26 protein-coding genes are annotated in these 23872 nt (G+C 52.5%); 23 read left to right on the top strand and 3 right to left on the bottom strand.

Features of this window, described 5'->3' with window-relative positions:
* The first annotated feature begins 44 nt into the window (after positions 1-44).
* The 18 genes from A6395_RS01930 to A6395_RS01845 all read left to right on the top strand — a co-directional run bounded on the left by A6395_RS01930 (position 45) and on the right by A6395_RS01845 (position 17397).
* Positions 45-761: a response regulator transcription factor gene (locus A6395_RS01930; RefSeq protein WP_070327120.1), complete on the top strand. Its 717-nt coding sequence runs from the start codon at positions 45-47 to the stop codon at positions 759-761.
* Positions 761-2464: a HAMP domain-containing sensor histidine kinase gene (locus A6395_RS01925; RefSeq protein ID WP_071397658.1), complete on the top strand. Its 1704-nt coding sequence runs from the start codon at positions 761-763 to the stop codon at positions 2462-2464. The genes A6395_RS01930 and A6395_RS01925 overlap by 1 nt, the downstream gene beginning before the upstream one ends.
* A 53-nt stretch (positions 2465-2517) precedes the next feature.
* Positions 2518-3069 carry a cob(I)yrinic acid a,c-diamide adenosyltransferase gene (locus A6395_RS01920; RefSeq protein ID WP_070327122.1) on the top strand — a complete coding sequence of 184 codons (552 nt, stop codon included), beginning with the start codon at positions 2518-2520 and terminating at the stop codon, positions 3067-3069.
* Between the two features lie 7 nt (positions 3070-3076).
* Complete coding sequence (gene yfmF / locus A6395_RS01915) at positions 3077-4315, top strand: EF-P 5-aminopentanol modification-associated protein YfmF (RefSeq protein ID WP_071397657.1); 1239 nt, start codon at positions 3077-3079, stop codon at positions 4313-4315.
* Positions 4312-5571, top strand: coding sequence for an EF-P 5-aminopentanol modification-associated protein YfmH (gene yfmH / locus A6395_RS01910; protein ID WP_071397656.1), 1260 nt, complete (start codon positions 4312-4314; stop codon positions 5569-5571). Before yfmF ends, yfmH begins: the two co-directional genes overlap by 4 nt.
* Complete coding sequence (gene ymfI, locus A6395_RS01905) at positions 5568-6263, top strand: elongation factor P 5-aminopentanone reductase (RefSeq protein WP_071397655.1); 696 nt, start codon at positions 5568-5570, stop codon at positions 6261-6263. The genes yfmH and ymfI overlap by 4 nt, the downstream gene beginning before the upstream one ends.
* A gap of 99 nt (positions 6264-6362) precedes the next feature.
* Positions 6363-7139: a YmfK family protein gene (locus A6395_RS01900; RefSeq protein WP_071397654.1), complete on the top strand. Its 777-nt coding sequence runs from the start codon at positions 6363-6365 to the stop codon at positions 7137-7139.
* 48 nt (positions 7140-7187) lie between these two features.
* Positions 7188-8042, top strand: coding sequence for a helix-turn-helix domain-containing protein (locus A6395_RS01895; protein WP_233589550.1), 855 nt, complete (start codon positions 7188-7190; stop codon positions 8040-8042).
* A gap of 29 nt (positions 8043-8071) precedes the next feature.
* Positions 8072-8650, top strand: a complete 579-nt coding sequence (gene pgsA / locus A6395_RS01890; protein ID WP_035386389.1) for a CDP-diacylglycerol--glycerol-3-phosphate 3-phosphatidyltransferase — start codon at positions 8072-8074, stop codon at positions 8648-8650.
* A gap of 62 nt (positions 8651-8712) precedes the next feature.
* Positions 8713-9939, top strand: a complete 1227-nt coding sequence (locus A6395_RS01885) for a competence/damage-inducible protein A (protein ID WP_071397653.1) — start codon at positions 8713-8715, stop codon at positions 9937-9939.
* A gap of 76 nt (positions 9940-10015) precedes the next feature.
* Complete coding sequence (recA, locus tag A6395_RS01880; protein WP_071397652.1) at positions 10016-11065, top strand: recombinase RecA; 1050 nt, start codon at positions 10016-10018, stop codon at positions 11063-11065.
* Between the two features lie 188 nt (positions 11066-11253).
* Positions 11254-12816, top strand: coding sequence for a ribonuclease Y (rny, locus tag A6395_RS01875; protein WP_370246299.1), 1563 nt, complete (start codon positions 11254-11256; stop codon positions 12814-12816).
* 48 nt (positions 12817-12864) lie between these two features.
* Positions 12865-13659 (top strand): TIGR00282 family metallophosphoesterase, encoded by a 795-nt coding sequence (locus A6395_RS01870; RefSeq protein WP_071397651.1) that lies wholly within the window; start codon positions 12865-12867, stop codon positions 13657-13659.
* A gap of 26 nt (positions 13660-13685) precedes the next feature.
* Complete coding sequence (locus A6395_RS01865) at positions 13686-13946, top strand: stage V sporulation protein S (protein WP_016509762.1); 261 nt, start codon at positions 13686-13688, stop codon at positions 13944-13946.
* Between the two features lie 169 nt (positions 13947-14115).
* Positions 14116-15192 (top strand): L-threonine 3-dehydrogenase, encoded by a 1077-nt coding sequence (gene tdh, locus A6395_RS01860; protein ID WP_071397650.1) that lies wholly within the window; start codon positions 14116-14118, stop codon positions 15190-15192.
* Positions 15193-15207: 15 nt separating this feature from the next.
* Positions 15208-16389, top strand: coding sequence for a glycine C-acetyltransferase (locus A6395_RS01855; RefSeq protein ID WP_071397649.1), 1182 nt, complete (start codon positions 15208-15210; stop codon positions 16387-16389).
* Positions 16390-16642: 253 nt separating this feature from the next.
* Positions 16643-16915 (top strand): hypothetical protein, encoded by a 273-nt coding sequence (locus A6395_RS01850; RefSeq protein ID WP_071397648.1) that lies wholly within the window; start codon positions 16643-16645, stop codon positions 16913-16915.
* A gap of 35 nt (positions 16916-16950) precedes the next feature.
* On the top strand, positions 16951-17397 hold the full coding sequence (locus A6395_RS01845) for a hypothetical protein (protein WP_159429442.1): 447 nt from the start codon (positions 16951-16953) through the stop codon (positions 17395-17397).
* A gap of 23 nt (positions 17398-17420) precedes the next feature.
* Here A6395_RS01845 and A6395_RS01840 read toward each other — a convergent pair whose 3' ends face one another.
* The gene (locus tag A6395_RS01840) at positions 17421-17969 is read right to left on the bottom strand and encodes a DUF4256 domain-containing protein (protein WP_071397646.1); all 549 of its coding nucleotides are present in this window, start codon (positions 17967-17969) and stop codon (positions 17421-17423) included.
* An 87-nt stretch (positions 17970-18056) separates the two neighbouring features.
* Here A6395_RS01840 and A6395_RS01835 point away from each other — a divergent pair, with 87 nt between their 5' ends.
* Positions 18057-18872 (top strand): hypothetical protein, encoded by an 816-nt coding sequence (locus tag A6395_RS01835; RefSeq protein ID WP_071397645.1) that lies wholly within the window; start codon positions 18057-18059, stop codon positions 18870-18872.
* Positions 18862-19392, top strand: a complete 531-nt coding sequence (locus A6395_RS01830) for a hypothetical protein (protein ID WP_071397644.1) — start codon at positions 18862-18864, stop codon at positions 19390-19392. Before A6395_RS01835 ends, A6395_RS01830 begins: the two co-directional genes overlap by 11 nt.
* A gap of 55 nt (positions 19393-19447) precedes the next feature.
* On the opposite strand, the gene A6395_RS01825 is transcribed toward A6395_RS01830, so the two are convergent.
* Positions 19448-20605 (bottom strand): MFS transporter, encoded by a 1158-nt coding sequence (locus tag A6395_RS01825; RefSeq protein ID WP_071397643.1) that lies wholly within the window; start codon positions 20603-20605, stop codon positions 19448-19450.
* 160 nt (positions 20606-20765) lie between these two features.
* Here A6395_RS01825 and A6395_RS01820 point away from each other — a divergent pair, with 160 nt between their 5' ends.
* On the top strand, positions 20766-21704 hold the full coding sequence (locus tag A6395_RS01820) for a zinc-dependent alcohol dehydrogenase (protein ID WP_071397642.1): 939 nt from the start codon (positions 20766-20768) through the stop codon (positions 21702-21704).
* Between the two features lie 43 nt (positions 21705-21747).
* On the top strand, positions 21748-22296 hold the full coding sequence (locus tag A6395_RS01815) for a GNAT family N-acetyltransferase (RefSeq protein WP_071397641.1): 549 nt from the start codon (positions 21748-21750) through the stop codon (positions 22294-22296).
* A 38-nt stretch (positions 22297-22334) separates the two neighbouring features.
* On the opposite strand, the gene A6395_RS01810 is transcribed toward A6395_RS01815, so the two are convergent.
* Positions 22335-23330 (bottom strand): tyrosine-type recombinase/integrase, encoded by a 996-nt coding sequence (locus A6395_RS01810; RefSeq protein WP_070327139.1) that lies wholly within the window; start codon positions 23328-23330, stop codon positions 22335-22337.
* Positions 23331-23434: 104 nt separating this feature from the next.
* On the opposite strand from A6395_RS01810, the gene A6395_RS01805 reads away from it, so the two are divergent.
* A partial coding sequence (locus A6395_RS01805) for an HflX-like GTP-binding protein (RefSeq protein ID WP_483297286.1) occupies positions 23435-23872 on the top strand: 438 nt, incomplete at its 3' end.

Below are 23872 nucleotides of genomic sequence, written 5' to 3'. Positions count from 1 at the left end.
AACATTCGCTACATCTTGTAATGGTTCTCTGGGAGGTTTAGTTGATGGCTGATAAAACAAAAATTCTAGTAGTCGACGACGAAGAAAGAATTCGCCGACTGTTAAAAATGTATCTAGAACGGGAGCAATACGTGATCGAAGAAGCGACGAACGGTGAAGAAGCGCTTCAACTCGCACTTGAAGGCGACTTTGACGTCATCTTGCTCGACTTGATGATGCCGAAGATGGACGGGGTCGAGGTGTGTACCGAACTCCGTAAAACGAAAGCGACACCTGTCATCATGCTGACGGCGAAAGGTGAGGAAATCGACCGAGTTCAAGGGTTCGAGGTCGGCGCGGACGACTACATCGTCAAACCGTTCAGTCCTCGTGAAGTCGTCTTGCGCGTCAAAGCGCTACTCCGTCGCTCAGGTTCGACAAAGTTTTTGCAAACGGCCGAAAAGTCGAAAGATTTGATCGTGTTCCCGCATTTGACGATCGACAATGACGCACACCGTGTCACGGTCGACGGAGAAGAAATCGCCCTCACGCCGAAAGAGTATGAGTTATTATTCTTCCTGGCCAAACAAGTCGATAAAGTGTTCTCGCGGGAGCAACTGTTAAAAGAAGTATGGAACTACGAATTTTTCGGAGACCTTCGAACGGTCGACACGCACGTGAAACGGCTTCGTGAGAAATTGAACCGTGTCTCTCCATCCGCGGCCCAAATGATCACGACGGTATGGGGTGTCGGATACAAGTTTGAAGTCGTCAGTGAGTGATGATCCGCCGCAATAGTATTGTCACGAAGCTGTGGCTGACGATCCTCGTGTTGGTCAGCCTGATTTTGTTCATCGTATCCGTCCTGATGCTCGAGTTCTTCAACTCGTTCCATATTGATCAGGAACGTGGGCATTTAGCGAAACTCGGTGGGCAAGTCCAGTCAGTCTTGCTAGAGGAAGGCGATTCGTCACGGACGGTCGATCAAATCATCGAAGTATACGGAGCGAACTATATTTTAGAGAACGGGTCGGTCCGTTCGAACTTCGGCACGGAAGTCGATGGCTTGATGACCGAACTCGGACGTCAGTCATGGGGTCCTTATCAAGCTGTAGGGGAGACGGCGATCGGGAACTTCTCGTCGTTCGATGACCAGGCTGCCTTGGCGTATCGGACGACGTTCTCTCTTGAGACGGGTGAGTATACGCTCTATTTGATTGAGCCGCTCAACGCGATCTCAAGCGCGAATGAAGGGGCGCGGACGATCATCTTTTGGACGGTCGCCTCGGCGATCATCGTCACGACCGTGTTTGCTTTCTTCTTATCGACCCGGATCACGGCCCCGCTGCGTGAGATGAGGGACGCCGTCAATAAGACGGGTGAAGGACAGTTCGATCTGCGGCTCGTCCAGAAGACGAACGACGAAATCGGTGAACTTGCCGGCTCATTCAATGCGATGAGCAGCCAGCTGTCGACATACGTGAACGCGCTCGACCGCGAACGGCTGCAGCTCGCTTCGATTCTGCGTTCGATGGCAGACGGTGTCATCACGCTCGACCGCCATGCGAACGTGATCGTGACGAACCCGCAGGCACAGCCGTTATTGCACGACGATCAACCGCACGAAGTCGTGCTCGCGCTCTACGAAGACGTCGTCGGCGGTGCGCCTGAGAAGACGATTGAAGTGAAGCAAGACGATCACTACTACACGTTGACGGTCACACCGCTCCTCGGGGAGGAAGATTTCGAGGGAGCGGTCGTCGTCATCCGTGATACGACCGAAAGTCACCGTCTCGATAAGATGCGGACCGACTTCGTCGCCAACATCAGCCACGAGCTGCGAACACCGCTCGTGACGCTCCAAGGCTATTCCGAGGCGATCATCGACGGCATGACCGAAAGTGACGAGGCGACGAAAGAATTCGCTTCGATCATTTACGACGAGTCGTTACGGCTTGCCCGGCTCGTCAACGATTTACTCGATTTGGCGAGAATCGAATCAGGGAAAGAGACGATGCAGTTCGCGGCGTTCGATTTCGGCGAATTTTTACCGCGGGTGATGCGCAAGTTTAACCAGATGGCGAACGAGAAAGGGATCACGTTGTCGACCGTGGCTCCGAAGCGGATGATTGAAGCAGATGGGGACCGGTTAGAACAAGTGTTCACGAACTTGATCGGCAACGCCATCGCCCACACCGAGAGCGGAGCGATTCGGCTCGAGGCGACCGAAGAAGCGGACGGCTTCTTGATCTGTTTGACCGATACCGGCAGCGGGATCCCGAAAGAGGACTTGCCGTTTGTATTCGAGCGGTTCTATAAAGCTGACAAGGCCCGGACGAGCGGCGGGAAGACCGGAACAGGCATCGGACTCGCCATCGTCAAGAACGTCATCGACGCCCATCATGGCACGGTCGACGTCACGAGCGTGTACGGCGAAGGGACGACGTTCACGATTCGGCTCCCTTACGACCAACCGCAATCATAACGACAATGGTGACTCCTATGGGTCACCATTTGTGGCATAGAGGAGGAAATGACATGAAGCGATATACACGTGGAGGCGACAAGGGTGAAACGTCATTGATCGGCGGACGCGTCTTGAAAGTACATCCGCAAATCGAGGCGATGGGATTGTTAGATGAATTGAACAGTCACATCGGTCTCGCGCTCGCGCACCAGACGGACGCGACGTTACGGCATCAACTGACGAAAATCCAACACGATCTGTTCGACCTCGGTTCAGAACTGATGTACAAACAAGACCCACCGCAGCAAGTCGACTTAGCGATCGTCACCGAGCTCGAGACGTGGATCGATGAACTAGAAACGAAGTGTCCGGAACTCGTCCGCTTCATTTTGCCGGGGGGCAGCGTGGCCTCGGCGAGTCTGCACGTCGCCCGGACGGTCTGTCGCCGCGTCGAACGCGAGCTCGTCAACATCGATGCGGCCGTTCGTCAATTGTCTTACTATAACCGCTTAAGCGATTACTTGTTCACGGCCGCCCGTTATGCCAACGTGGTGGCGGGCGTACCCGATCAAGAGTATGCGCGCGGTGCGTCCGTGTTCCAACCGAAAACGAAAAAGGAGTAGATGATTCATGAAAGGGATCGAACAATTCCGTAACCAGCTCCACTACTCGGTCTATCCGACCGATAAATTTAAAACGACGACGTGTCTCGTCTCGTTCGCGGCGCCGTTGTCTGCAGAGACGATTGCCGACCGGGCGCTACTGCCGTACGTCATGGAAAAAGCGACGGCGGCGTATCCGTCGATTGAACTGTTTCATACACCGCTCGAGCAATTATATGATGCCAGCCTATTCGCCGGTGCGTCAAAAGTCGGGAAAGAGCATGTCATCCAGTTTCAACTAGAAGTTGTGAACGATCGGCTCGTCGGGGAACCGGTCCTGTCTCAAGCGATCAAGCTACTAGAAGAAGTGTTGCTCCGCCCGAACGTTTACGACGGCGCGTTCCAACCGCTTATCGTCGAACAAGAATCCCGTCTGCAGCGTCAACGCATCGAGTCGGTATACGATGATAAAATGCGCTTCGCCCAGCAGCGATTGCAAGAACTGCTCGGCGGAGAACTCGCGATCCCGTCGCTCGGGACACTCGAACAACTTGACCAGGTGACGCCGCGATCGCTCTATGAAGCGTACACATCCATGATCAAACACGACCGCATCGACGTCTACGTCGTCGGGGACGTCACGCGCGACCAAGTGACCGAGGCGTTTTTGCCACTCGAGACGCTCGGCTCACCGCTCGTCCGAGAGTATCCTGAACCGGTCGACCGAGAGTTTCAACGACTTGAGGAACAGCAGGACGTGAAGCAGAGTAAACTTCACCTCGCCTATGAGGCCAACGTTGACCCGCGCAGCGAGGACGCGATCAAGATGCAAGTCGTCAACGGCTTGTTCGGTGGGTTCCCACACTCGAAACTGTTCATGAACGTCCGTGAAAAGGAGAGCTTGGCGTACTATGCGGCGTCGCAATACAGTTCGCTCAGCCGGATGTTGTTCGTCTACGCCGGGATCGATGCCTTGAACCAAGTAAAAACAGAACAAATCATTGCCGACCAACTTGCCGACCTGCAAGCAGGAGAGTTCGATGACATGACGCTTGAGCAGACGAAAGAGATGTTGTTCCATCAACGGCGCCAACTCGGTGACAGTCCGCGTCAACTGATCGCCTGGATGAGTGGCTCGGACATCCGTCCGTTCTCACTCGAAGAAGAGATGGCCATCCTTGCCCGGACCACGCGAGAAGACGTGGCCGCGCTCTCGAGTCAAATCAAACTGAAGGCGATTTATTGTTTAAAGGGGGGGACAGCATGAAACTAGATTTTCCAAACGTCGGTGAGACAATTCATCACGTCGTTCTCGATAACGGGTTGACGGTCTACTTGCTGAAGAAAGCTGGATATGAAAAGACGTACGCCACATTCACGACAAAATACGGTTCGATCGACCGCCGCTTCAAAACGGACGACTGGATCGAAGTACCCGACGGCATTGCCCATTTCCTTGAACATAAAATGTTCGAAAAAGAGGACGGCGATGTGTTCCAGAAGTTCGGACAGCTCGGGGCGTCGGCGAACGCCTTCACGTCATTCACCCGGACCGCCTATTTGTTCGGTGCCACGTCAAACGTCGAGGCAAACTTAAAGACGTTGATTGATTTCGTCCAAGATCCGTACTTTACGGAGGCTTCGGTCGAGAAAGAGAAAGGCATCATTGGCCAGGAGATTCAAATGTATCAAGACAACGCAGGGTGGCGTCTTTATTTCGGTTTGATCGAGGCGATGTATGAAGCGCATCCGGTCAAGATCGATATCGCCGGAACAATCGAGTCGATCAGCGCGATCACGGCCGCTGACCTTTATGCGTGTCATCAAGCGTTCTATCATCCGAGTAACATGACGCTGTTCGTCGTCGGTAACATCGACCCTGACATCGTGCTCGAACAGATCCGTTCGAATCAGGCCGCGAAAACGTTCGAACCGCCCGTACTCACTGAACGCGAACACGTGCAAGAGCCGAGAACGGTCCGCTTAGCCACGCGTGTCATCGAGATGGACGTATCAGTCCCGAAAGTCATGATCGGCTACAAGGACACGCCGCGCGCCGGGGAAGACGGGATGAAACAAGAACTGGCCGTCGAACTGCTCATGCACGCCTTGTTTGACACGACGGCGCCGCTCTATGCAGAGCTTTACGCCGAAGGGTTGATCGATGATGCCTTTTCGTTCGACTATACGTCGGAAGAATCGTTCGCCTTCGCCGTGTTGTCGATGGAGACACCGCATGTCGATGCGTTCGTCGCCCGCATCACCGAGGTGCTCGAGCGTCCGCTCGACATCGGAAATGAGACACTCGACCGTAAGAAGCGGATGATGAAAGGGCAGTTTTTGAAGGCGCTCAACTCACCCGAGTTCATCGCCAATCAATTTTCACGCTACGCGCTAACGGGCGGAAACATGTTCGATTTGCCTGAGCTGCTAGACGCGGTCACGCTTGAAGAACTATACGACACGTATGACCGATTGTTCAAACCGGATCAACGGACCGTCTGTGTCGTCAAAAAACCATGACGACACTCATCACCGGGGCGAGTGGGGCGATCGGTCGTGCCGTCGCCCTTTCCTTTCGCGATGATGAGCTCATCTTACATGCGTACGCGAACACGGAAGCGCTCGAAGCGTTCGTGAAGACAGAGGGTTTGTCAGGACAAGTCGTCACGTGCGACCTCGGCGACGAACAGGCGCTAGACGCCTGGCTCGCTACGGTCGGCGCGGTCGATCGGATTATTCACGTCGCCGGGAACCACGCCTACGGGCTGCTCGTCGACGCGGACATCACTGAACTCGATCGTCTCTATCGTGTTCATGTGCGCGCGATGGTTCGACTCGTTCAACACGTCGTCGGACAAAAAGCTTACGATCGCCCGCTCGACATCGTCATCGTCTCGAGCGTCTGGGGGGAAGTCGGAGCGGCAGGAGAAGTGATGTACTCGACCGTCAAAGCGGCCCAGCTCGGCTTCGTCAAAGCGTTCGCGCGCGAGGCCGGCCCGTTCAATGTTCGTATCAATGCCATCACGCCGGGGTGGATTGAGACGCCGATGAATGATACGGTAGAAGAGACGAAACAAGACGTTCGAGATGAGATTCCGCTCGGCCGTCTCGGTCATGTTACAGAAGTTGCCGAGACGATCCGTTTCCTCTGTTCACCGTCCGCGTCCTACGTGACCGGCACGGTGTTACGGGTCGATGGCGGTTGGCAGTGAAAACTTTGTCGCCTCGGTTGAAACGAGTTCTTTTCAATTCTTCTAAAATAATTTAGAATGAACAAGGTAGCGAGCCTACATTCGGAAAGGGTGGACGAGATGGATCATAAGTTCGAAGAATGGTATCTCGAATATGAACTTTGCCAAAATCGCCCCGGTATCCTCGGCGATATCGCCTCGCTGATGGGGATGCTCCAAATCTCGATCGTGACCATCAACGGGGTCGATCTGCAACGTCGTGGGATGTTGCTCAAGGCACCGGCCGCCGATCACGTCCATCGGCTCGAGCATATTTTGCGGAAGATGGAAGCGATCGTCGTCATCAAACTCCGCCGCCCGAAACTGAGGGACCGGATTGCGATCCGTCACGGCCGCTATATCGAACACGACAACGACGACAAAAAGACGTTTCGCTTCGTGCGTGGAGATTTAGGGGTACTCGTCGATTTTGTCGCTGAACTGATGAAAGAAGAACGACATCTGTTGATCGGTGTCCGGGGCAACCCGCGCGTCGGCAAGACAGAGTCGATCGTCGCGGCGAGCGTCTGCGCAAACAAGCGTTGGCTGTTTCTCTCGTCGACACTCATGAAACAGACGGTCCGGACGTCACTGTTTGAAGAAGAACGAGAAGGCGATCACGTCTACATAATCGACGGCGCCGTTTCGACGCGGACGATGGACGAACGTCATCGTCAGTTGATCCGGGAAGTCATGCGCCTGCCTGCCGTCAAAGTGATCGAGCATCCCGATCTTTACGTCCGCAATACCGATTGCGTGTTTGAGGACTTTGACTATATTATCGAACTGCGAAACAACCAAGATGAAATCATCATCATTCCGCAAGAAACGAATCGTGAAGCAGAATGGTTTGAATAATTAATTGAATGGAAGGTGTGGACCCCTTTGACAGAACTAGGGACTTTTTTGAAACAAAGGCGTGAGGCGAGCGGTCTGACGCTTGACCAAATTCAGCAGACGACGAAGATTCAAAAACGCTATATCATCGCGATCGAGGAAGGTGATTATAAAAATCTCCCTGGTTCGTTTTATGCACGGGCGTTCATCAAAACGTATGCGGAATCGCTCGGTCTTGATGTCGATGAGCTTTACGAGACATATGCAAAAGATTTACCGAAAATCGAACCGCAACCGACCGCTCAATTATCACGTAAGCAAACTTATTCAAAAGCTTCCGAGACGTCGAGCCGCGTCTCGAGATGGGTGCCGAAAATCATGCTCGTGCTTGTCGCCTTCTTGCTTGTGACAGCGGTCTACTACGTCGTTAGAAATCTCGATTTTGGAGGCGGACAGGACGCGACACCGGCTGAACCACCGGCTTCAGGCGTGACGATCAATCAAAATGAAGACGTTCCTGAAGAAGAGCCGACGGAAGAAGCGCCGGTCGAAGAAACACCGGCCGAGGAAGAGCCGCCAGAAGAAACCGGACCGATCGCGGTGACGGAAACGAACGGGGCCGACCTCACGTATGAGATCGCAACAGCTGACAAGCTGACGACCGAGATTCACGTCAAAGAATCACCGGCGACTTATGTCGGCGTTCGCGATACATCGCTTGAAGGAGCGTTCCTTGCACCGGAATATCCGAACCAATCGAAACAAAACCCGATCGTCATCGAAGGTGCCGAAACAGATACGCTTCGGATTCGGATTGGTTTGATCGGTGGCGTCGAGAAGATTGTCGTCAACGGCCGTGAGCTTGAGCTTGCTGATTCTCCGGTCACACAAAATATATTTGTGAAGAGAGTCGACGCTGAATAAGTCGACGTCTTCTAGAGGAGGAGTTCTCGATGAACCTACCTAACCGCCTGACGATGTTGCGGGTTTTGCTCATCCCCGTATTCGTCGTCTTGCTCGCTGTAGATTTTAACTGGGGAGACATCGCTTTCCTCGGGGCGGAAGTACCGCTCCATCAATTCATCGCCGCGGTCGTGTTTACGATCGCAGCGATTACGGATTGGCTTGACGGGCACTTGGCCCGTAAGCACAACTTGGTCACGAACTTCGGCAAGTTCATGGATCCGCTCGCTGACAAGTTACTCGTCACGGCGGCGCTCGTCTTGCTCGTCGAGATGGACCTCGTCGCGGCATGGGTCGTCGTCGTCATCTTGTCACGTGAGTTCGCGGTGACGGGGCTTCGTCTCGTCGCGGCTGATGAAGGAATTGTCGTGGCGGCCGGTAAGTCGGGTAAAGCGAAGACATGGGTCCAGCTCTTTGCCATCATCTTCTTATTGTTCGGCAACCCGATTTTCAACTATATCGGCATCCCGTTCGGGGAGTGGGCGATGTGGCTAGCACTCGTCTTGACGATTTATTCTGGGGCCGAGTATTTCGCACAAAACTATAAGATCATTGTAAAATCGATGTAAATCGACGACAGGCGAGTTGTGGGAGCAACTCGTCTTTTTTTTGAATCAAAGGAGGAACTTCGATGAAACGGACCGAAATCATTGCGGTAGGTTCTGAACTACTCTTAGGGGAAATTTCGAACACGAACGCCCGTTACTTATCAGAGCAGTTGTCGAAATATGGGCTGTCCGTGCTGTATCATGTAGTGGTCGGGGATAACTTCGATCGCTTGAGAGAAACGTTCGAGCAAGCGAAGCGACGGAGCGAACTCGTAATCGTCACCGGGGGACTCGGTCCGACGAATGACGACATCACGAAACAAGTGCTCGCTGACTTGCTCGGCCGTCCGCTCGTTCGGGACGAAGCATCTTTAGACACGATCCGACGCTTTGTCGCCTCGCGGGGACGAGCCATGAACGACGGGGACGCCAGACAAGCTGATGTTTTATCAGGAGCTGAAGTGCTCCACAATCCGGTCGGTCTCGCTCCCGGCATGTGGGTCGAGGACGAGACGACGTGGCTGCTCTTGCCCGGGGTGCCACGCGAGATGACAGCGATCGTCGAAGCGACGTTTCCGAGCAAGTTTTCGGGTGCGACGATCGTTTCTGAATCACTACGTTTTTATGAGATCGGTGAGTCGGCGCTCGACGAGGCGGTATCCGATCTAATGGACGGGGTGAACCCGACTGTCGCCCCGTACGCGGAGTCAGGGGAAGCGCGACTTCGTGTCAGCGCGAAAGCGGAGACCGAGGACGCGGCCCGGCAGATGATCGACCGCGTCAAACGAGACATTCTGTCCCGAGTCGGCGCCTATTATTTCGGTTCGGACGAGGATACGCTGGCTACGCATTTGATTCACGAGCTAAGACGGCGCCACGCGACGCTATCGATCGCCGAATCGTTGACCGGGGGACAAGTCCAAGCGATGCTGACGGCGGTCCCAGGGGCGTCAGAAGTCTTTCTAGGAGGCGTCGTCACGTACTCGGACAAGCTAAAAAATAGGTTTTTAGGGGTATCCCTTGCTACAATTGAGTCACAGTCGGTCGTCTCAAAACAAGTTGCTTTAGAAATGATCCAAGGGCTCGTTGATCAAACGAATTCGGATTACGGATTGTCCTTCACCGGTGAGGCCGGACCCGTCTCAAATTCTGGTCGACCGGTCGGCACCGTGTTCATCGGGGTGAAGACGCCGTCAGGCATGGAAGTGATCGAACGCGTCTATCCGCACCAACAGCGGAACGTCATCCAGGCGCGGGCGGCCAAAGATGGGTTATGGGCATTATGGCAACGAATGAAAAAAGGCGAATAAACGTTCGTAAAAACCTTGTGTAAAAGGTTGGGTTCGTTTATAATAAAGATACAAATCAAAGGAGGCTCATTAATCTATGAGTGATCGTAAACAAGCGTTAGAAATGGCATTACGTCAAATTGAGAAACAATTCGGTAAAGGCTCAATCATGCGCCTCGGTGAAAATACAGATCAACAAGTATCCGTCACTCCGTCAGGATCGATCGCCCTCGACATCGCGCTCGGCGCAGGCGGCTATCCACGTGGTCGTGTCATCGAAGTGTACGGACCGGAATCTTCAGGTAAGACGACAGTGGCGCTCCATGCGATCGCGGAAGTCCAAAAACGCGGTGGCCAAGCAGCGTTCGTCGATGCGGAGCACGCGCTCGATCCGAAGTACGCGCACAACCTCGGTGTCAACATCGATGAACTGCTCTTGTCACAGCCGGACACAGGGGAGCAAGCGCTCGAAATCGCAGAAGCGCTCGTTCGTTCTGGTGCCGTCGACATCCTCGTCGTCGACTCGGTAGCGGCACTCGTACCAAAAGCTGAAATCGAAGGTGAGATGGGTGACTCACACATGGGACTTCAAGCCCGTCTCATGAGCCAAGCGCTCCGTAAGTTGTCGGGTGCGACGAACAAATCGAAGACGATCGTCATCTTCATCAACCAGATTCGTGAAAAAATCGGTGTCATGTTCGGGAACCCGGAAACAACTCCAGGTGGACGTGCCTTGAAATTCTATTCGTCGGTTCGTTTAGAAGTCCGTCGTGCAGAGACGTTGAAGCAAGGCCAAGAAATGGTCGGTAACCGGACGAAGATCAAAGTCGTCAAGAACAAGGTCGCCCCACCATTTAAAACAGCTGAAGTCGACATCATGTACGGTCTAGGGATCTCACGTGAAGGTGAACTCATCGATATCGGTGCCGATCTTGATATCGTTCAAAAAAGCGGTGCTTGGTATTCGTACAACGAAGAACGCGTTGGACAAGGTCGTGAAAATGCGAAGCAGTTCATGAAAGAAAATCCACAAATCGCCGCAGCGATCGAACAACAAATTCGTGATCACTACGGTCTCAACGGTGAGAAGACGGTCACGGTCGAAGCCGACAGTGATGATGTGCTCTCACTCATCGAAGAAGATTAAGCAAGCGACCCGCCGGATGCGTCTGAGCGGGTTTTTTATATATCACAATATTTTTTAAGGAATTGGGAGTTCTATCCTGTCCTTGCATTGCATTCTAACAGGTAAATAAGTACAATAAAGCTATGCGCGGGTCTACCCGTGTCATTCAATCTTAAAAAATAAAATAACCTTGCGAAAGGGAGGTGAACATGATGGAATGGCTAAATTGGCTTATTCTGATCCTCCTTTTGCCGATAGCTTTTGTTGCAGGTTTTTTTGTGCGTAAATCGATCGCCGAAGCGAAGATTCAAGGTGCTGAGACGGAAGCGACCAAGATTGTGGAGCAAGCGAAACAACAATCGGAAGCGATGCAAAAAGAGGCACGGCTTGAAGTAAAAGAAGAGATGATTCAACTTCGCAATGAGACGGAACAAGAGTTACGCGAACGTCGCGAAGAGCAGAAAGTGAAAGAGAATCGCTTCGTTCAAAAAGAAGAGCTTCTTGACCGGAAAGCAGACATGCTCGAACGAAAAGAAGATGCTTTGGATGAACGCGAGGCGGGCATTGCGAAACGGAAACGTGAAGCAGAGACGCTCGAAAGCAAAGTGGAGGAATTATACGAGGAAGCCCGTCAAGAACTTGTGCGCGTGGCGGCCTTGTCAAAAGAAGAAGCACGAACCATCATCATGGACGAAGCGAAGCAGGAAGCGCTTCACGATGCTGCTCTCCTTCAAAAAGACATCGAGCAAAAAGCAAAACTTGAAGCTGATAAAAAAGCGAAACACTTGTTGTCTCTCACGATGCAACGTTATGCGGCTGAACATGTCGCTGAGACGACGGTATCCGTCGTCAACTTGCCGAGTGACGAGATGAAAGGGCGCATCATCGGTCGTGAAGGACGTAACATTCGCACGCTCGAGACGCTCACTGGGATCGATCTCATCATCGATGACACGCCTGAGGCGGTCATCTTGTCCGGATTTGACCCGGTCCGTCGTGAGATCGCCAAGATGACGCTAGAAAAACTCGTGCAAGACGGACGGATCCATCCGGCCCGGATCGAAGAGATGGTCGAGAAGTCACGCCGCGAAGTCGATGAGCGCATCCGTGAATACGGTGAGGAAGCGACGTTCGAGGCTGGTATCCACGGGGTACATCCTGACCTTATTAAAACACTCGGACGCATGCGTTACCGGACGAGTTACGGTCAAAACGTACTCGCCCATTCGGTCGAAGTGGCCCACCTCGCAGGCATGATGGCCGCCGAGCTCGGGGAAGACGTGACGCTCGCCAAGCGAGCGGGACTCCTCCACGATATCGGGAAAGCGATCGACCATGAAGTCGAGGGCAGCCACGTCGAGATCGGCGTCGAGCTGGCCACGAAGTATAAAGAACATCCGGTCGTCATCAACTCGATCGCCTCGCACCATGGAGACGTCGAAGCGACATCGACGATTGCTGTTCTCGTCGCAGCGGCAGACGCATTGTCTGCGGCACGGCCGGGCGCTCGTCAAGAGACGCTCGAGAGTTACATTCGCCGCTTAGAACGCCTCGAGTCAATTTGTGAGTCGTTCGAAGGTGTCGAGAAATCATATGCGATCCAAGCAGGACGCGAAGTCCGCATCATCGTCCGCCCAGACGTCGTCGACGACGTCGTGGCGAACAAGATGGCCCGCGATATTTGCAAACGGATTGAAGATGAACTGGATTATCCAGGACAAATTAAAGTGACGGTCATTCGTGAAACGCGTGCCGTCGATTATGCGAAGTAAAAAGCGGAGACATTCTCCGCTTTTTCTGTTTTGAAGGAGGAAATATTTATGAAAATTTTATTTATCGGTGACGTCGTCGGGAAACCGGGTCGTGACATCTTGTCAGCACAAATCGGGCGCTTGAAAAGCAAATATAGTCCGACGTTCATGCTCGTCAACGGTGAGAACGCAGCCAACGGACGCGGTATCACAAAAAAAATATACCAACAATTTCTCGAACTTGGATTCCATGGCGTGACGATGGGGAACCATACTTGGGACAACCGCGAAATCTTTGATTGGATCGACGACGCCGAGCGTATCGTCCGTCCGGCCAACTATCCGGACGGAACGCCCGGTGTCGGCATGATGGTGCTCAAGCAGAACGGGAAGAAGCTTGCCGTCATCAACGTCATGGGGACGGTGTTCTTGCCGTCGCTCGATTGTCCGTTCCGCAAAGTCGACGCCCTCGTCGATGAGGTGCGGGACGACGTCGATGCCATCTTCGTCGACATGCACGCCGAGGCGACGAGTGAGAAGATCGCGATGGGGTATCACCTAGACGGCCGTGTCCAAGCCGTCGTCGGGACGCACACCCATGTCCAAACCGCTGATGAGCGCGTGCTCAAAAACGGGACGGCGTATATCACTGATGTCGGGATGACCGGTCCGCTCGACGGCGTCCTCGGCATGGACGCGTCTGTCGTGTTGAAAAAGTTTGTGACACAACTCCCGGTCCGGTTTGAAGTTGCCGAGGGACGGGAACAACTTAATGGAGTTTTAATCACGATCGACGACCAGTCGAAACGAGCGACCAAGATCGAACGCATACACCTAGATGATCAGACCGTCTGGTTTGATTGAACAACCTACCCGAGGGGGAAACAAGAATGGACGTACTCAGAGTTTCAGCAAAATCGAATCCCAACTCCGTTGCGGGTGCATTAGCTGGCGTTCTTCGTGAAAAAGGAACGTGTGAGATTCAAGCGATCGGCGCCGGTGCGCTCAATCAATCCATCAAAGCTGTCGCCATCGCCCGCGGTTTCGTCGCGCCGAGCGGTCTTGATTTGATCTGTATTCCAGCGTTCACGGATATTCTAATTGACGGGGAAGAACGAACTGCCATCAAGCTCATCATCGAACCTAGATGAGCTTGTGCGGTCGGGACATAGGTCCTATTCTTGTGAAGAGAAGCCATCGGAGCGGATGGCTTCTCTTTTTTGTTGAAAAATGAGGTTCTATCTTCTCAGTTTCGTCATTTTATGACAAGATGAAAGAGAACGTGAAGTTCGACAAACAGACAAGAGGGGGACGTTTTCGATGGAACAGCTCGTGTCAACGACAGAGAAGGAAGCAACGACACCTGTTATGAAAGCGATTCAAAAACACACGGCCGGATTTGGGGCAAAGCTGGTCGAGGTGCCGATTCCGACACCGGGTGCAGGTGAAGTATTGATCAAAGTGAAAGCGACATCGATTTGCGGGACCGACGTCCATATTTATGAATGGGACGACTGGGCGAAGAGCCGGGTCAAACCGCCTTACGTGTTCGGGCATGAGTTTTCAGGGGAAGTCGTGGCGCTCGGGGAAGGCGCGAAGCGCATCAAAGTCGGTCAGACCGTGTCGGCTGAGACACACATCGTCTGCCATCAGTGTAAACAATGTTTGCGTGGCCAGTATCATATCTGTAAAAATACGAAAATCATCGGGGTCGACACACAAGGCTGTTTCGCCGAGTATGTCGTCATGCCGGAAGAGAACTTATGGGTCAATCCGGAGACGATGCCGTCGAAGCTCGCGTCGATTCAAGAACCGCTCGGGAACGCGGTCCATACCGTGCTCGCAAGTGACGTAACGGCACAATCTGTCGCCATCGTCGGCTGCGGCCCGATCGGTCTCATGGCCGTCGGCGTCGCCAAGGCGGCCGGTGCGAGCCGCGTGTATGCGATTGACATCAATCCGTACCGGTTGAAGCTCGCAGAACAGATGGGAGCGGACGTCGTCATCAACAGCATGGACCAAAATCCGCTCGACCTGATCATGGCTGAGACGGACGGGGACGGGATCGACGTCGTCTGTGAGATGAGCGGGCATCCGGTCGCGATCGACCAGGCGTTCAAGATGGTGACGGCGGGCGGTGACGTCAACGTCTTGTCACTTCCGGCACGACCGGTCGCGCTCGATTTGACGCGTGACGTCGTCTTCAAAGGAATCCGGGTCCAAGGCATAACCGGTCGTAAAATGTACGAGACGTGGGGCCAAGTGTCGACAATGCTCGCGTCCGGCCAATTGAACATCGAACCGATCATCACCCACGTCTTCAAGCTCGAGGAGTTCGAGCAAGGTTTCGAGCTCATGCGGGCCGGGAAATGCGGGAAAGTCGTCTTAATACCATAAACAGGGGGGATCAATATGGCATTTGAACATATTACAGAAGCAGTCAATGAAATGAAGCAAGCGGGTACGTTCCGCTCGCTCGTGCCGCTCGAATCGGCGCAAGGGAACGAGGTCATGATCGATGGTAAGTCGCTCGTCCAATTATCGTCGAACAACTATCTCGGACTTGCCAACCACCCACGCTTAAAACAAGCCGCGATCGAAGCGGTCGAAGCGTTCGGGGCCGGGACGGGGTCGGTCCGGACGATCGCCGGAACGTTCGAGATGCACGAGGCGTTCGAGCGCGAGCTCGCCGAGTTCAAGCATACGGAAGCGGCACTCGTGTTCCAATCGGGATTCGCGACGAACCTCGGCGTCTTGTCGGCGCTGCTCGGATCGGAAGACGTCGTCATCAGTGACGCGCTCAACCACGCCTCGATCATCGACGGCATCCGTCTGACGAAAGCGGCCCGTCGCATCTACAAGCATACCGACCTTGAAGACTTAGAGGCGGCCTTGAAAGAGACGCAAGACTACCGGACGCGTCTCGTCGTCACGGACGGCGTCTTCTCGATGGACGGCAACATCGCACCACTCCCGGAGATCGTCGAGCTCGCCGAGAAGTATGATGCTGCGGTCATGGTCGACGACGCGCACGCGTCGGGCGTCCTCGGTCAGAATGGGCGCGGGACGGTCAACCATTTCGGTCTCGACGGACGGGTCGCCCTCCAAGTAGGGACGTTGTCGAAAGCGATCGGCGTTCTCGGCGGCTACGTCGCCTGCTCGAACGACGTCCGTGACTTCTTAATCCAAAAAGGGCGTCCGTTCTTGTTCTCGACGTCACACCCGCCAGCGGTCGTCGCGGCGAACCGTGAGGCGATCCGGGTCATGAAAGAAGAAGAAGAGCTGTTCGACAAGTTATGGGCGAACACCGAGTTCTTCAAATCGGGTCTCCGTGACCTCGGCTTTGACATCGGCCACGCGACGACGCCGATCACGCCGGTCATGCTCGGTGAAGAGACGCTCGCGCACACGTTCTCGGACAAGCTGAAAGACCACGGCGTGTTCGCGCAAAGCATCGCCTTCCCGACGGTTGAAAAGGGCAAGGCCCGCATCCGGACGATCGTGACGGCGGAACATACCCGTGACGACCTCGAACGCGCGCTCGCCGCTTTCAAGGCGGTCGCCGAAGAGTTGAACGTCACGCTTCACGCGTAAGATTGGACTGCAGACGATTTGTCTGCAGTTTTTTATGTGTCAAAACGTCTATACTATCCTCTTCAATCTATGAATATATCGTGTCAACTTAATCAACCGTGGAGTAAGAGATGACCTATTTGAACAAGTTATACTGGTTCGTCTTGAAAATTTTGGTAGACATTTGAGGGTGCAGACTCTAAAATTTGAAAAAGAATAATTTAGAATTTAATTTTATTTCAAATACTGAATTTAGAATTAAGGAGTTCAAAGAATGTCATTATGGATTGATGTTATCGGAATCGCCTGTATGAGTGTACTTTTTTCGACAGCGGGCATTTATCTATTGATTAAACCGGGAAAAGCGATCACGGATAGTTCAGGGAGCGTGGATGGCATCATCGCTACGATTGTGATTCACGTTGTCCTTATATTTATGACGACAAAACATTTGGGGGCAATCTTGTTACTTATCGGCATCGGCTTGGGGATGGGCGAACTGTATGACGCATTGTTACCGCACGTGAAAGCGATGAGGATGCGTTGATGGACCAACATTCAAGTTTAGTTTTAGGGTCGTTTATGACAGCGGAAGAATTCTCTATTCTGACGATTTCACCGCTGTTCATTATTAACGTTGTGATTGGGATCGGGATTTTGGTCGTCGTGTTCTCTATCGACGTGGAGTCATGGAAAGACTTTTTCTTGTTTTTAGGGATGACGATTTGGGCCTCGGTTTTCGTTTCGGTTTATGCGATGGCATGGTACGTCCGAATTAAGTACGATACGTCGCCGGATTTTTCGGCAACGTTTGGTCTGGATTCCTTTCCGGGATGGGGGACGTTAGTAAGTAAATGGATGCACGAACCTCATGTTACACAGAACGCTTTGATTAATGGCATCGTGTTGATTATGATGCGTAAAGAGAATGCCTGGTACATCTGGTTGTTGAAAGCACCGTCGCTCTTCTTCGTGAGTCTATTTTTCATCAAATACATTCCGGTCATCTTCCAGTGGCTCTTCACGTAAAAAAGCAAGGCACTTGGCCTTGCTCAAATCTTGAACATCCCGCGGAATCCTCGGGCCGCGTAATACGAGTCGGCACCGTTGTGATAAACAAAGGTATGGTCATAGCGGCGGTCGCAGAACAAGGCGCCGCCTTTTTGGCGAATCGTCTCTGGCGTTACAATCCAACTCGACGTCTTCAAGTCGAACGCGCCGAGCGTCTGCAAATGGCGATACGTCGCTTCGTCGAGTAGTTCAAGTCCCATCTGTTCAGCCAAGGCGACGGTGCTCCCGTCCGGCTTGTTCTTCTTCCGCGCCGCTAACGCCTGCTCATCGTAACAAAGGCTACGGCGTCCGCTCGGACTTTCCGGTGAGCAGTCACAAAAGGCGAGATCACCTTTCGGAAGTCGAATCACGTCAGGTTCGCCGCCGGTCCGTTCCATTTCAGAGAGTGTTAGGAGCTGGTCCGGATTCGTCTCAAGCTTCGTTAACACGTCTGACCAGACGATATCCGGGTGTCGCTCCATGTGGGTTTGAAAGCGCGATTTGAGCGTGTTTAACAAGTCGATTGTTTCTTCGTTTGAGAGGTTGGGCATGTTTCTCACTCCATTTCAGCAGTTTCTCTTAGTATAAGATATTTTTCGTCATCATTTATAATTCATTGAGCGAAAGGAGAACGCACGATGAACTTCGATAACATAAATGTTCAGCAACTACACGCAAAGACGTTCCAGACAATTAATTTGTTTCAACTCAAAACGATTTGGTCAGGTTGTCTGCCGCATGCGTCTTACCGGGTGACAGACTTTTCAGAGCTGAACTTACATGTGACGAAGCCACAATTGATTCAGCTTCGATGGATTGATTTGACGTTACCGTTCGGCATCTATTCAAATGAAAAACTGGTTTTTTTGTATGATCCGTACGCTCGCGAGCTACATACGGAAGAAGGGGGTATACTCGAGCAAAACCACCCTAACGTATCGATTGTCGATTTTTTAATCGCGCACGGGCAAACGTTTCATGATCCGGATTCATATTCTTTGAAAATGGAGGATGCTTATGGTTTGTCACCGGATAGCCATTGGGGACAGTTCGGTTTACCGAAAGTGAAGGCCCCTGCGGCATTCATTGCGAACTTATTAACCACATTCGGTGTTATCTCATTCCAAGTCGTCTTATACAAAAATAAATTATTATCAGATATTGAGTCATGGGCGAAGCGGACGGGAAGCAATTATACAGTTGAATCTAGTGGAAAATGGGTGTGGCCGAAAACGTATAAGGTGAGCTGTGATGTCTCTCAACAATCGGAACAAGCTATCCATCAACTTGTGTCAATTCTGGATCACTATGAAGAGTGGGAAGGCAATCGATTCCTAATCCCGACCGAGACAGAAACCGTCTCATTGTTCATTGGAGGCAATTTGACACAAGGATATGGCTACGGTGTGTTTCAGTATGAACATCCTGGAGAGGTGGTTTCCAATGAGATTTGAAGATTTGTTACTGTATGACGGGACGATTGAGGTGTTCGCTTTCAATTATGACATAGGCCCCAACAAAAGCCTGACGTTCAATCTACAGCTGTACGACCATCCTAGGAAGCGGAACGCCTCCTTCCGTGAGCGGCTCGAGGCGAATGGAATTTCTCCGCAAAGCGAGGTGGTGAACGTGAAGCTCTGCTTTGAAGACATCATCTACATGGAAGTCATCGATGAATCGTATGCCGATGGGGTGGTGATGACGCCTCACGACCAATATGACGGAAATCAAATCGTTCGTTATACAAGGTCGGGATATCTCGAACAGCTACAAGAAACGCGTTTCCAGTTGTGGGAAGACATCAAACCGGATTTTGTTACATTTTGCCACTATCGGATTTGCGGATTGGATACGGTCCTCGAAATCATCACGATGTCGGACCCGACTGTCGAGGCGGCGATTGGATTGAATTGTATCCGTCGCGGCAGCCCGACCATCTATTTTGGCGGGAGGCATTACTACGAGAAATCGTAAGAAGTACGCATAACAGCAAGAAGGCGCCCTCTCCGACTGAGAAGGCGCCTTCTTATTATGCAGATTGGATTATATTATCCACCTGATCGATTTGTCGACCGAGCCAGACGAGCGGAACGGTCAAGCCGGCGCCCATCAAATAGACGAGCGCAATCGGCAATCCGTCCGCAAGCATTCCGAACGTCAGGCTGCCGATGCTGAAGGCGAGGGTGTAGGCCGTCTGTTGGACGCTATACACGTACGGAAGTTGAGAGGGTGGTGTCGTTTCTTGGAGCACTGTGTTCGTCTGGATGATGCGGAGCTGGGTGGCGTATCCTTGAATCGCGAGCGCGATGAGTGCGAACATGATATGAGACGTCAGCCCGAACAACAAGGCTGCCCCGACAGACAAGACAGAACTGACCGCGAGCGAACTGTTGCGCTTTGTGCGATACAGGTAAGCGCTGGCCACAATCATGCTGACCAAGTAGCTCGCGTTCATCGTTCCCCACCAGCCCGTATCGATGTGGAGGTGTCGCTCCAGATAGACGAGCAAGAGCGCCGAGATCCAGAGCGTACTGACGAACGACTCGAACGTGACGAACACCGTGATCAATCGAGCGAAAGGCGCCGTGCGCACGAAGGAGAGACTGTCTTTCAAGGAAATGTCTGATTCAGGCTCTGCTTCTGTCACGTCGTGGTCGAGCGAACGGACGAAGCGGAACGTCACGACTGTCGAGAGCATGAACAAGATTAAAGCGACGATTAGAGCAATCTTGCTTGACAACGAAGCGACAAGAATCGTCCCGAGCGGCCACATCGCCAGCTGGATGAATTGGTTTGACCCTTGGACGAGACTGTTCGCTTGTTGGCGATTCGTCGTCAGCCGTGGGATGAACGACGCCTGGACGGGTCGGGCGAACCCGTCCAAGAAGGCGATGAGCACGACGAGTCCGAGGACGAGAATCGACTCCGACCAGATGACGGCCCCGAGCAAGACTGTTTTCAACAGTTGCGTGACGAGCAACGTCTGAACGAAGGTGAACCGAGACAAGACACGGGCAAAGAACAGACCGCTCACGGTCATGCCGATCGTGACGGCAATCGGGAAACTGGCCGCAGCCAGGGCGGAACCGGTCTGTTGATATAACAAAGCAATCAAGGCGACGATATAAAGCACGTCACCGATGTTGGCCAGCCATTGACTGACCAAGAGCGTGTAAAATGACTTCATCACAAATCTCCTCCAGGATTATTCAATTTTGGATGGGATGGATGAAGCTAGATTACATACTTTCACCGCTTTCTACATAATGTTAAAATAATTATACAAAAACTGATTATTTATGTAAATTGAATATATGGGAAAAATTGTGATGTGTTAGGAGGAGCAGATGATTCAAGATTCTTTAAAATTAACAGGGAAGAAGCGACTGCGTTGGGATTCACGTCAGCTACCGACTTTAGCACCGGATGAAGTGTTGATTGAGACGATTACGACGTCGGTCAGCATAGGTGCCGAGCTCCCACAATATGAAGCGAACGATTTGACTGACCCTACGCCTGACTATCCGAGAAAAGTAGGTTACGAGAGCTATGGGGTCGTCATCAAGACAGGAATAGACGTAACATCGCTTCACGTCGGAGATCGGGTACTCGCGTTTTATGGTCAACAGTCATATGGTGTCGTTTCTGCACATAAAGCGTTTTACGTACCGGCAGAAATCGACGACAAATCAGCCCTATTGGCCATTTTATCGTGTGATGCCGCCAAAGGGGTGAGAAAGTTGAATCCCTCGCCAAGCGATTCGGTCATCGTCGCTGGTATGGGCACAATGGGTTTGCTAGCCGTTTACTATTTGAAGGCTTTTTATGGAGTTGCGAAGGTGGATGCGATTGAGCTGGACCCGGGCCGAAGAGAACTTGCTAAATCGTTCGGGGTCGGAGTGGTATACACACCAAACGAAGTGGAATTCGATTGTTATGATTATGGTATCGAATGTTCTGCACGCAATGTTGCATTTGCCTTACTTCAGCAAGCCGTGAAACCGGGACGATCGATTTGTGTATTATCGGACGGGAACAAAGAAACGCTCGTTCTTCAACCTGAATTCTATGAAAAAGAGTTACAGATTATGGGGTCGAGTGACGGCTGGGACTATCCGGAACACTTTCAGTGGTATTTCGAATCTGTTCAACGAGCCGAATATGTCAAACAAATTTTTGATATGGAAATTCAACGAGACGATTTGATTCAAACGTTTAGCGAGTTGAGCGAACGTATAATCAATCCATTGAAAATTGTTGTCGCGTATCCACAGACAGAGAATTGAATCGTTGCGCCAATATTTGAAACAGAGAAAGGACGGGGGTAACATGCTTGACTATAAAGTAAATGAGGATTTATCGTTACGGATGTTTACCGTCGACGACGCTGAGGCGTTGTTCGAACTGACGATGGCATCGAAGCCATATCTTCGCGAGTGGCTCGGCTGGCTCGATTACACGGAGACGGTCGAGGATTCGCGGCAGAACATCGAAGGGCGAATCAAAGGATTGATTGAGACGGGCGGCTATCCGAAATCGTTTGCGATTGTTTATCAAGGCAAGCTCGCCGGGACGATCGGCTTCAACGATATCGATTGTGGCATCAAGTGCGGGACAATCGGCTATTGGCTCGGCCAAGACTTTCAAGGGCAGGGCATCATAAGCCAAGCACTTGAAACGATCATCGAGTACGGATTTAAGGAACTCCGCTTACATAAGATTGAGATCCGTGTCGCGACCGGGAACGTGAAGAGCCGGGCGCTGCCGGAACGGCTCGGCTTCAAACAAGAAGGCGTGCTTCGAGACGCCGAATGGCTGTACGACCGGTACGTCGACCATGTCGTCTACGGGTTACTAGAAGATGAATGGGCCCATTGATCGACAAAGCAAAACCCGTCCTCGGAAAAGGGCGGGTTTTAGTTCGTCACATTTTCACCGAACAGCTCGGCACCGAACTCGGCATACGCCTGCTCATAACGGCGGAGCGACGACTCTTTATGCATGCACGTCACGTTCATCCGCTCGAGAGAGGTCATGTCGGTCGCATACGTCTTCAAGACGTGGGCGTTCCGTAGCATCGACGGGGTGACCGAGCGGGTGACGCCGCTGCGCTCGTTCAACTGCCGCATCATCTTCGTGATCATGACGATCGTAAGCTGTTTAGGCTGGTTTTTGGCGTACACCCAGCGGAACGTCATCCGGGCAAAGTCGAACGAGACGAAGACGGGATCTTCCGAGTACCAGCGCGGGCGCACCGGCGTCGGGATGTCGGCGAGATAGTTCATGAGGAGTGATTGGTCCTCAGGCGTCAGCTTCAGCGTGAATTTGTTACCGAGCCGGTCATAGACATCGAACTCGTAGCTCGCCAAGTGTAGGTCGTTCATTTTCAGACGGATGATATGATGAACGCGCAAACCGTATTTGTAGAACAGTGTGACGATGAGCGCGTTGCGGTTGACGAGATACGGATGAGCCTGAAGCTGGTTCTCGCTCAATCCCCGCGGCGACCGGATCGTCCGGACGAGCTTGTCGAACTCGGACTGTAACGCGATCTGGTCGATGGTGAGCGTGTGCGCCGGTTGCGAATAGGCGAGCATCTTTTTGCGGAGCGGGTTCAAAAACTGGGTCAAGCTGTTGATGACGGTGACGATGCGGGCGACCGTCGCCTGTTGGTACTGTTTCTCTTCGATCAAAAAATCGTTGATGAACGTCTTCCATGACTCGAGCGGGACGGCGAGCCATTCCTCGGGGGTGACGAGTTCGACGTTATGGTCGCTGAAGTATTTGTGCACGTCGATCAAGTCGTAGCGATAGCGTTTCAGCGTCGATGGCTGGCGGCCGCTCGCACCGAGATGATATAAATACGTTTCGATATACTCGGGGAGCGAGTACTCTTTTCTGCGTTTCGTCATGGGACGTCCCTCCTTCTCTTCATATCGTACCACAAACGGACGTTCTCCATTCATGGATTCGTGGTAAGATGGAGAATGAGACTTATTAGGAATGAGGGATGTATATGGAACGAGAGAAAGTGATCATCGTCGGGTGTCAGCTACCGACCGTCGACGATTGGACATATGAACAATCGATGGGTGAACTCGTCGAATTGGTCGATACAGCAAAAGGTGAGGTCGTCGCAAGACTCGACCAGAAACGGCAACAAGTCGACCGCCGGACGTTTATCGGGAAAGGGAAAGTCGAGGAGCTCGCCGTACTCATCGAACAGTTCGAGCCGGATATTGTCATCTTCAACGCTGAGCTGTCACCTGCCCAATCGAAAAACATTCGGATCTCGTTGAACGACCCGGACGAGATGAAATTGATCGACCGGACGCAACTCATCTTGGACATCTTCGCCGGACGGGCCCAGTCGAAGGAAGGGAAGCTCCAAGTCGAGCTCGCCCAGATGAACTACTTGCTCCCACGCCTGATCGGGCAAGGCACACAGGGGATA

Source organism: Exiguobacterium sp. SH31, from assembly GCF_001816105.1.
GTDB classification, from domain to species: Bacteria; Bacillota; Bacilli; order Exiguobacteriales; family Exiguobacteriaceae; genus Exiguobacterium; species Exiguobacterium aurantiacum_A.
The sequence above is the reverse complement of the archived record's forward strand: the minus strand, read 5'-3'. Positions and strand labels throughout refer to the sequence as shown.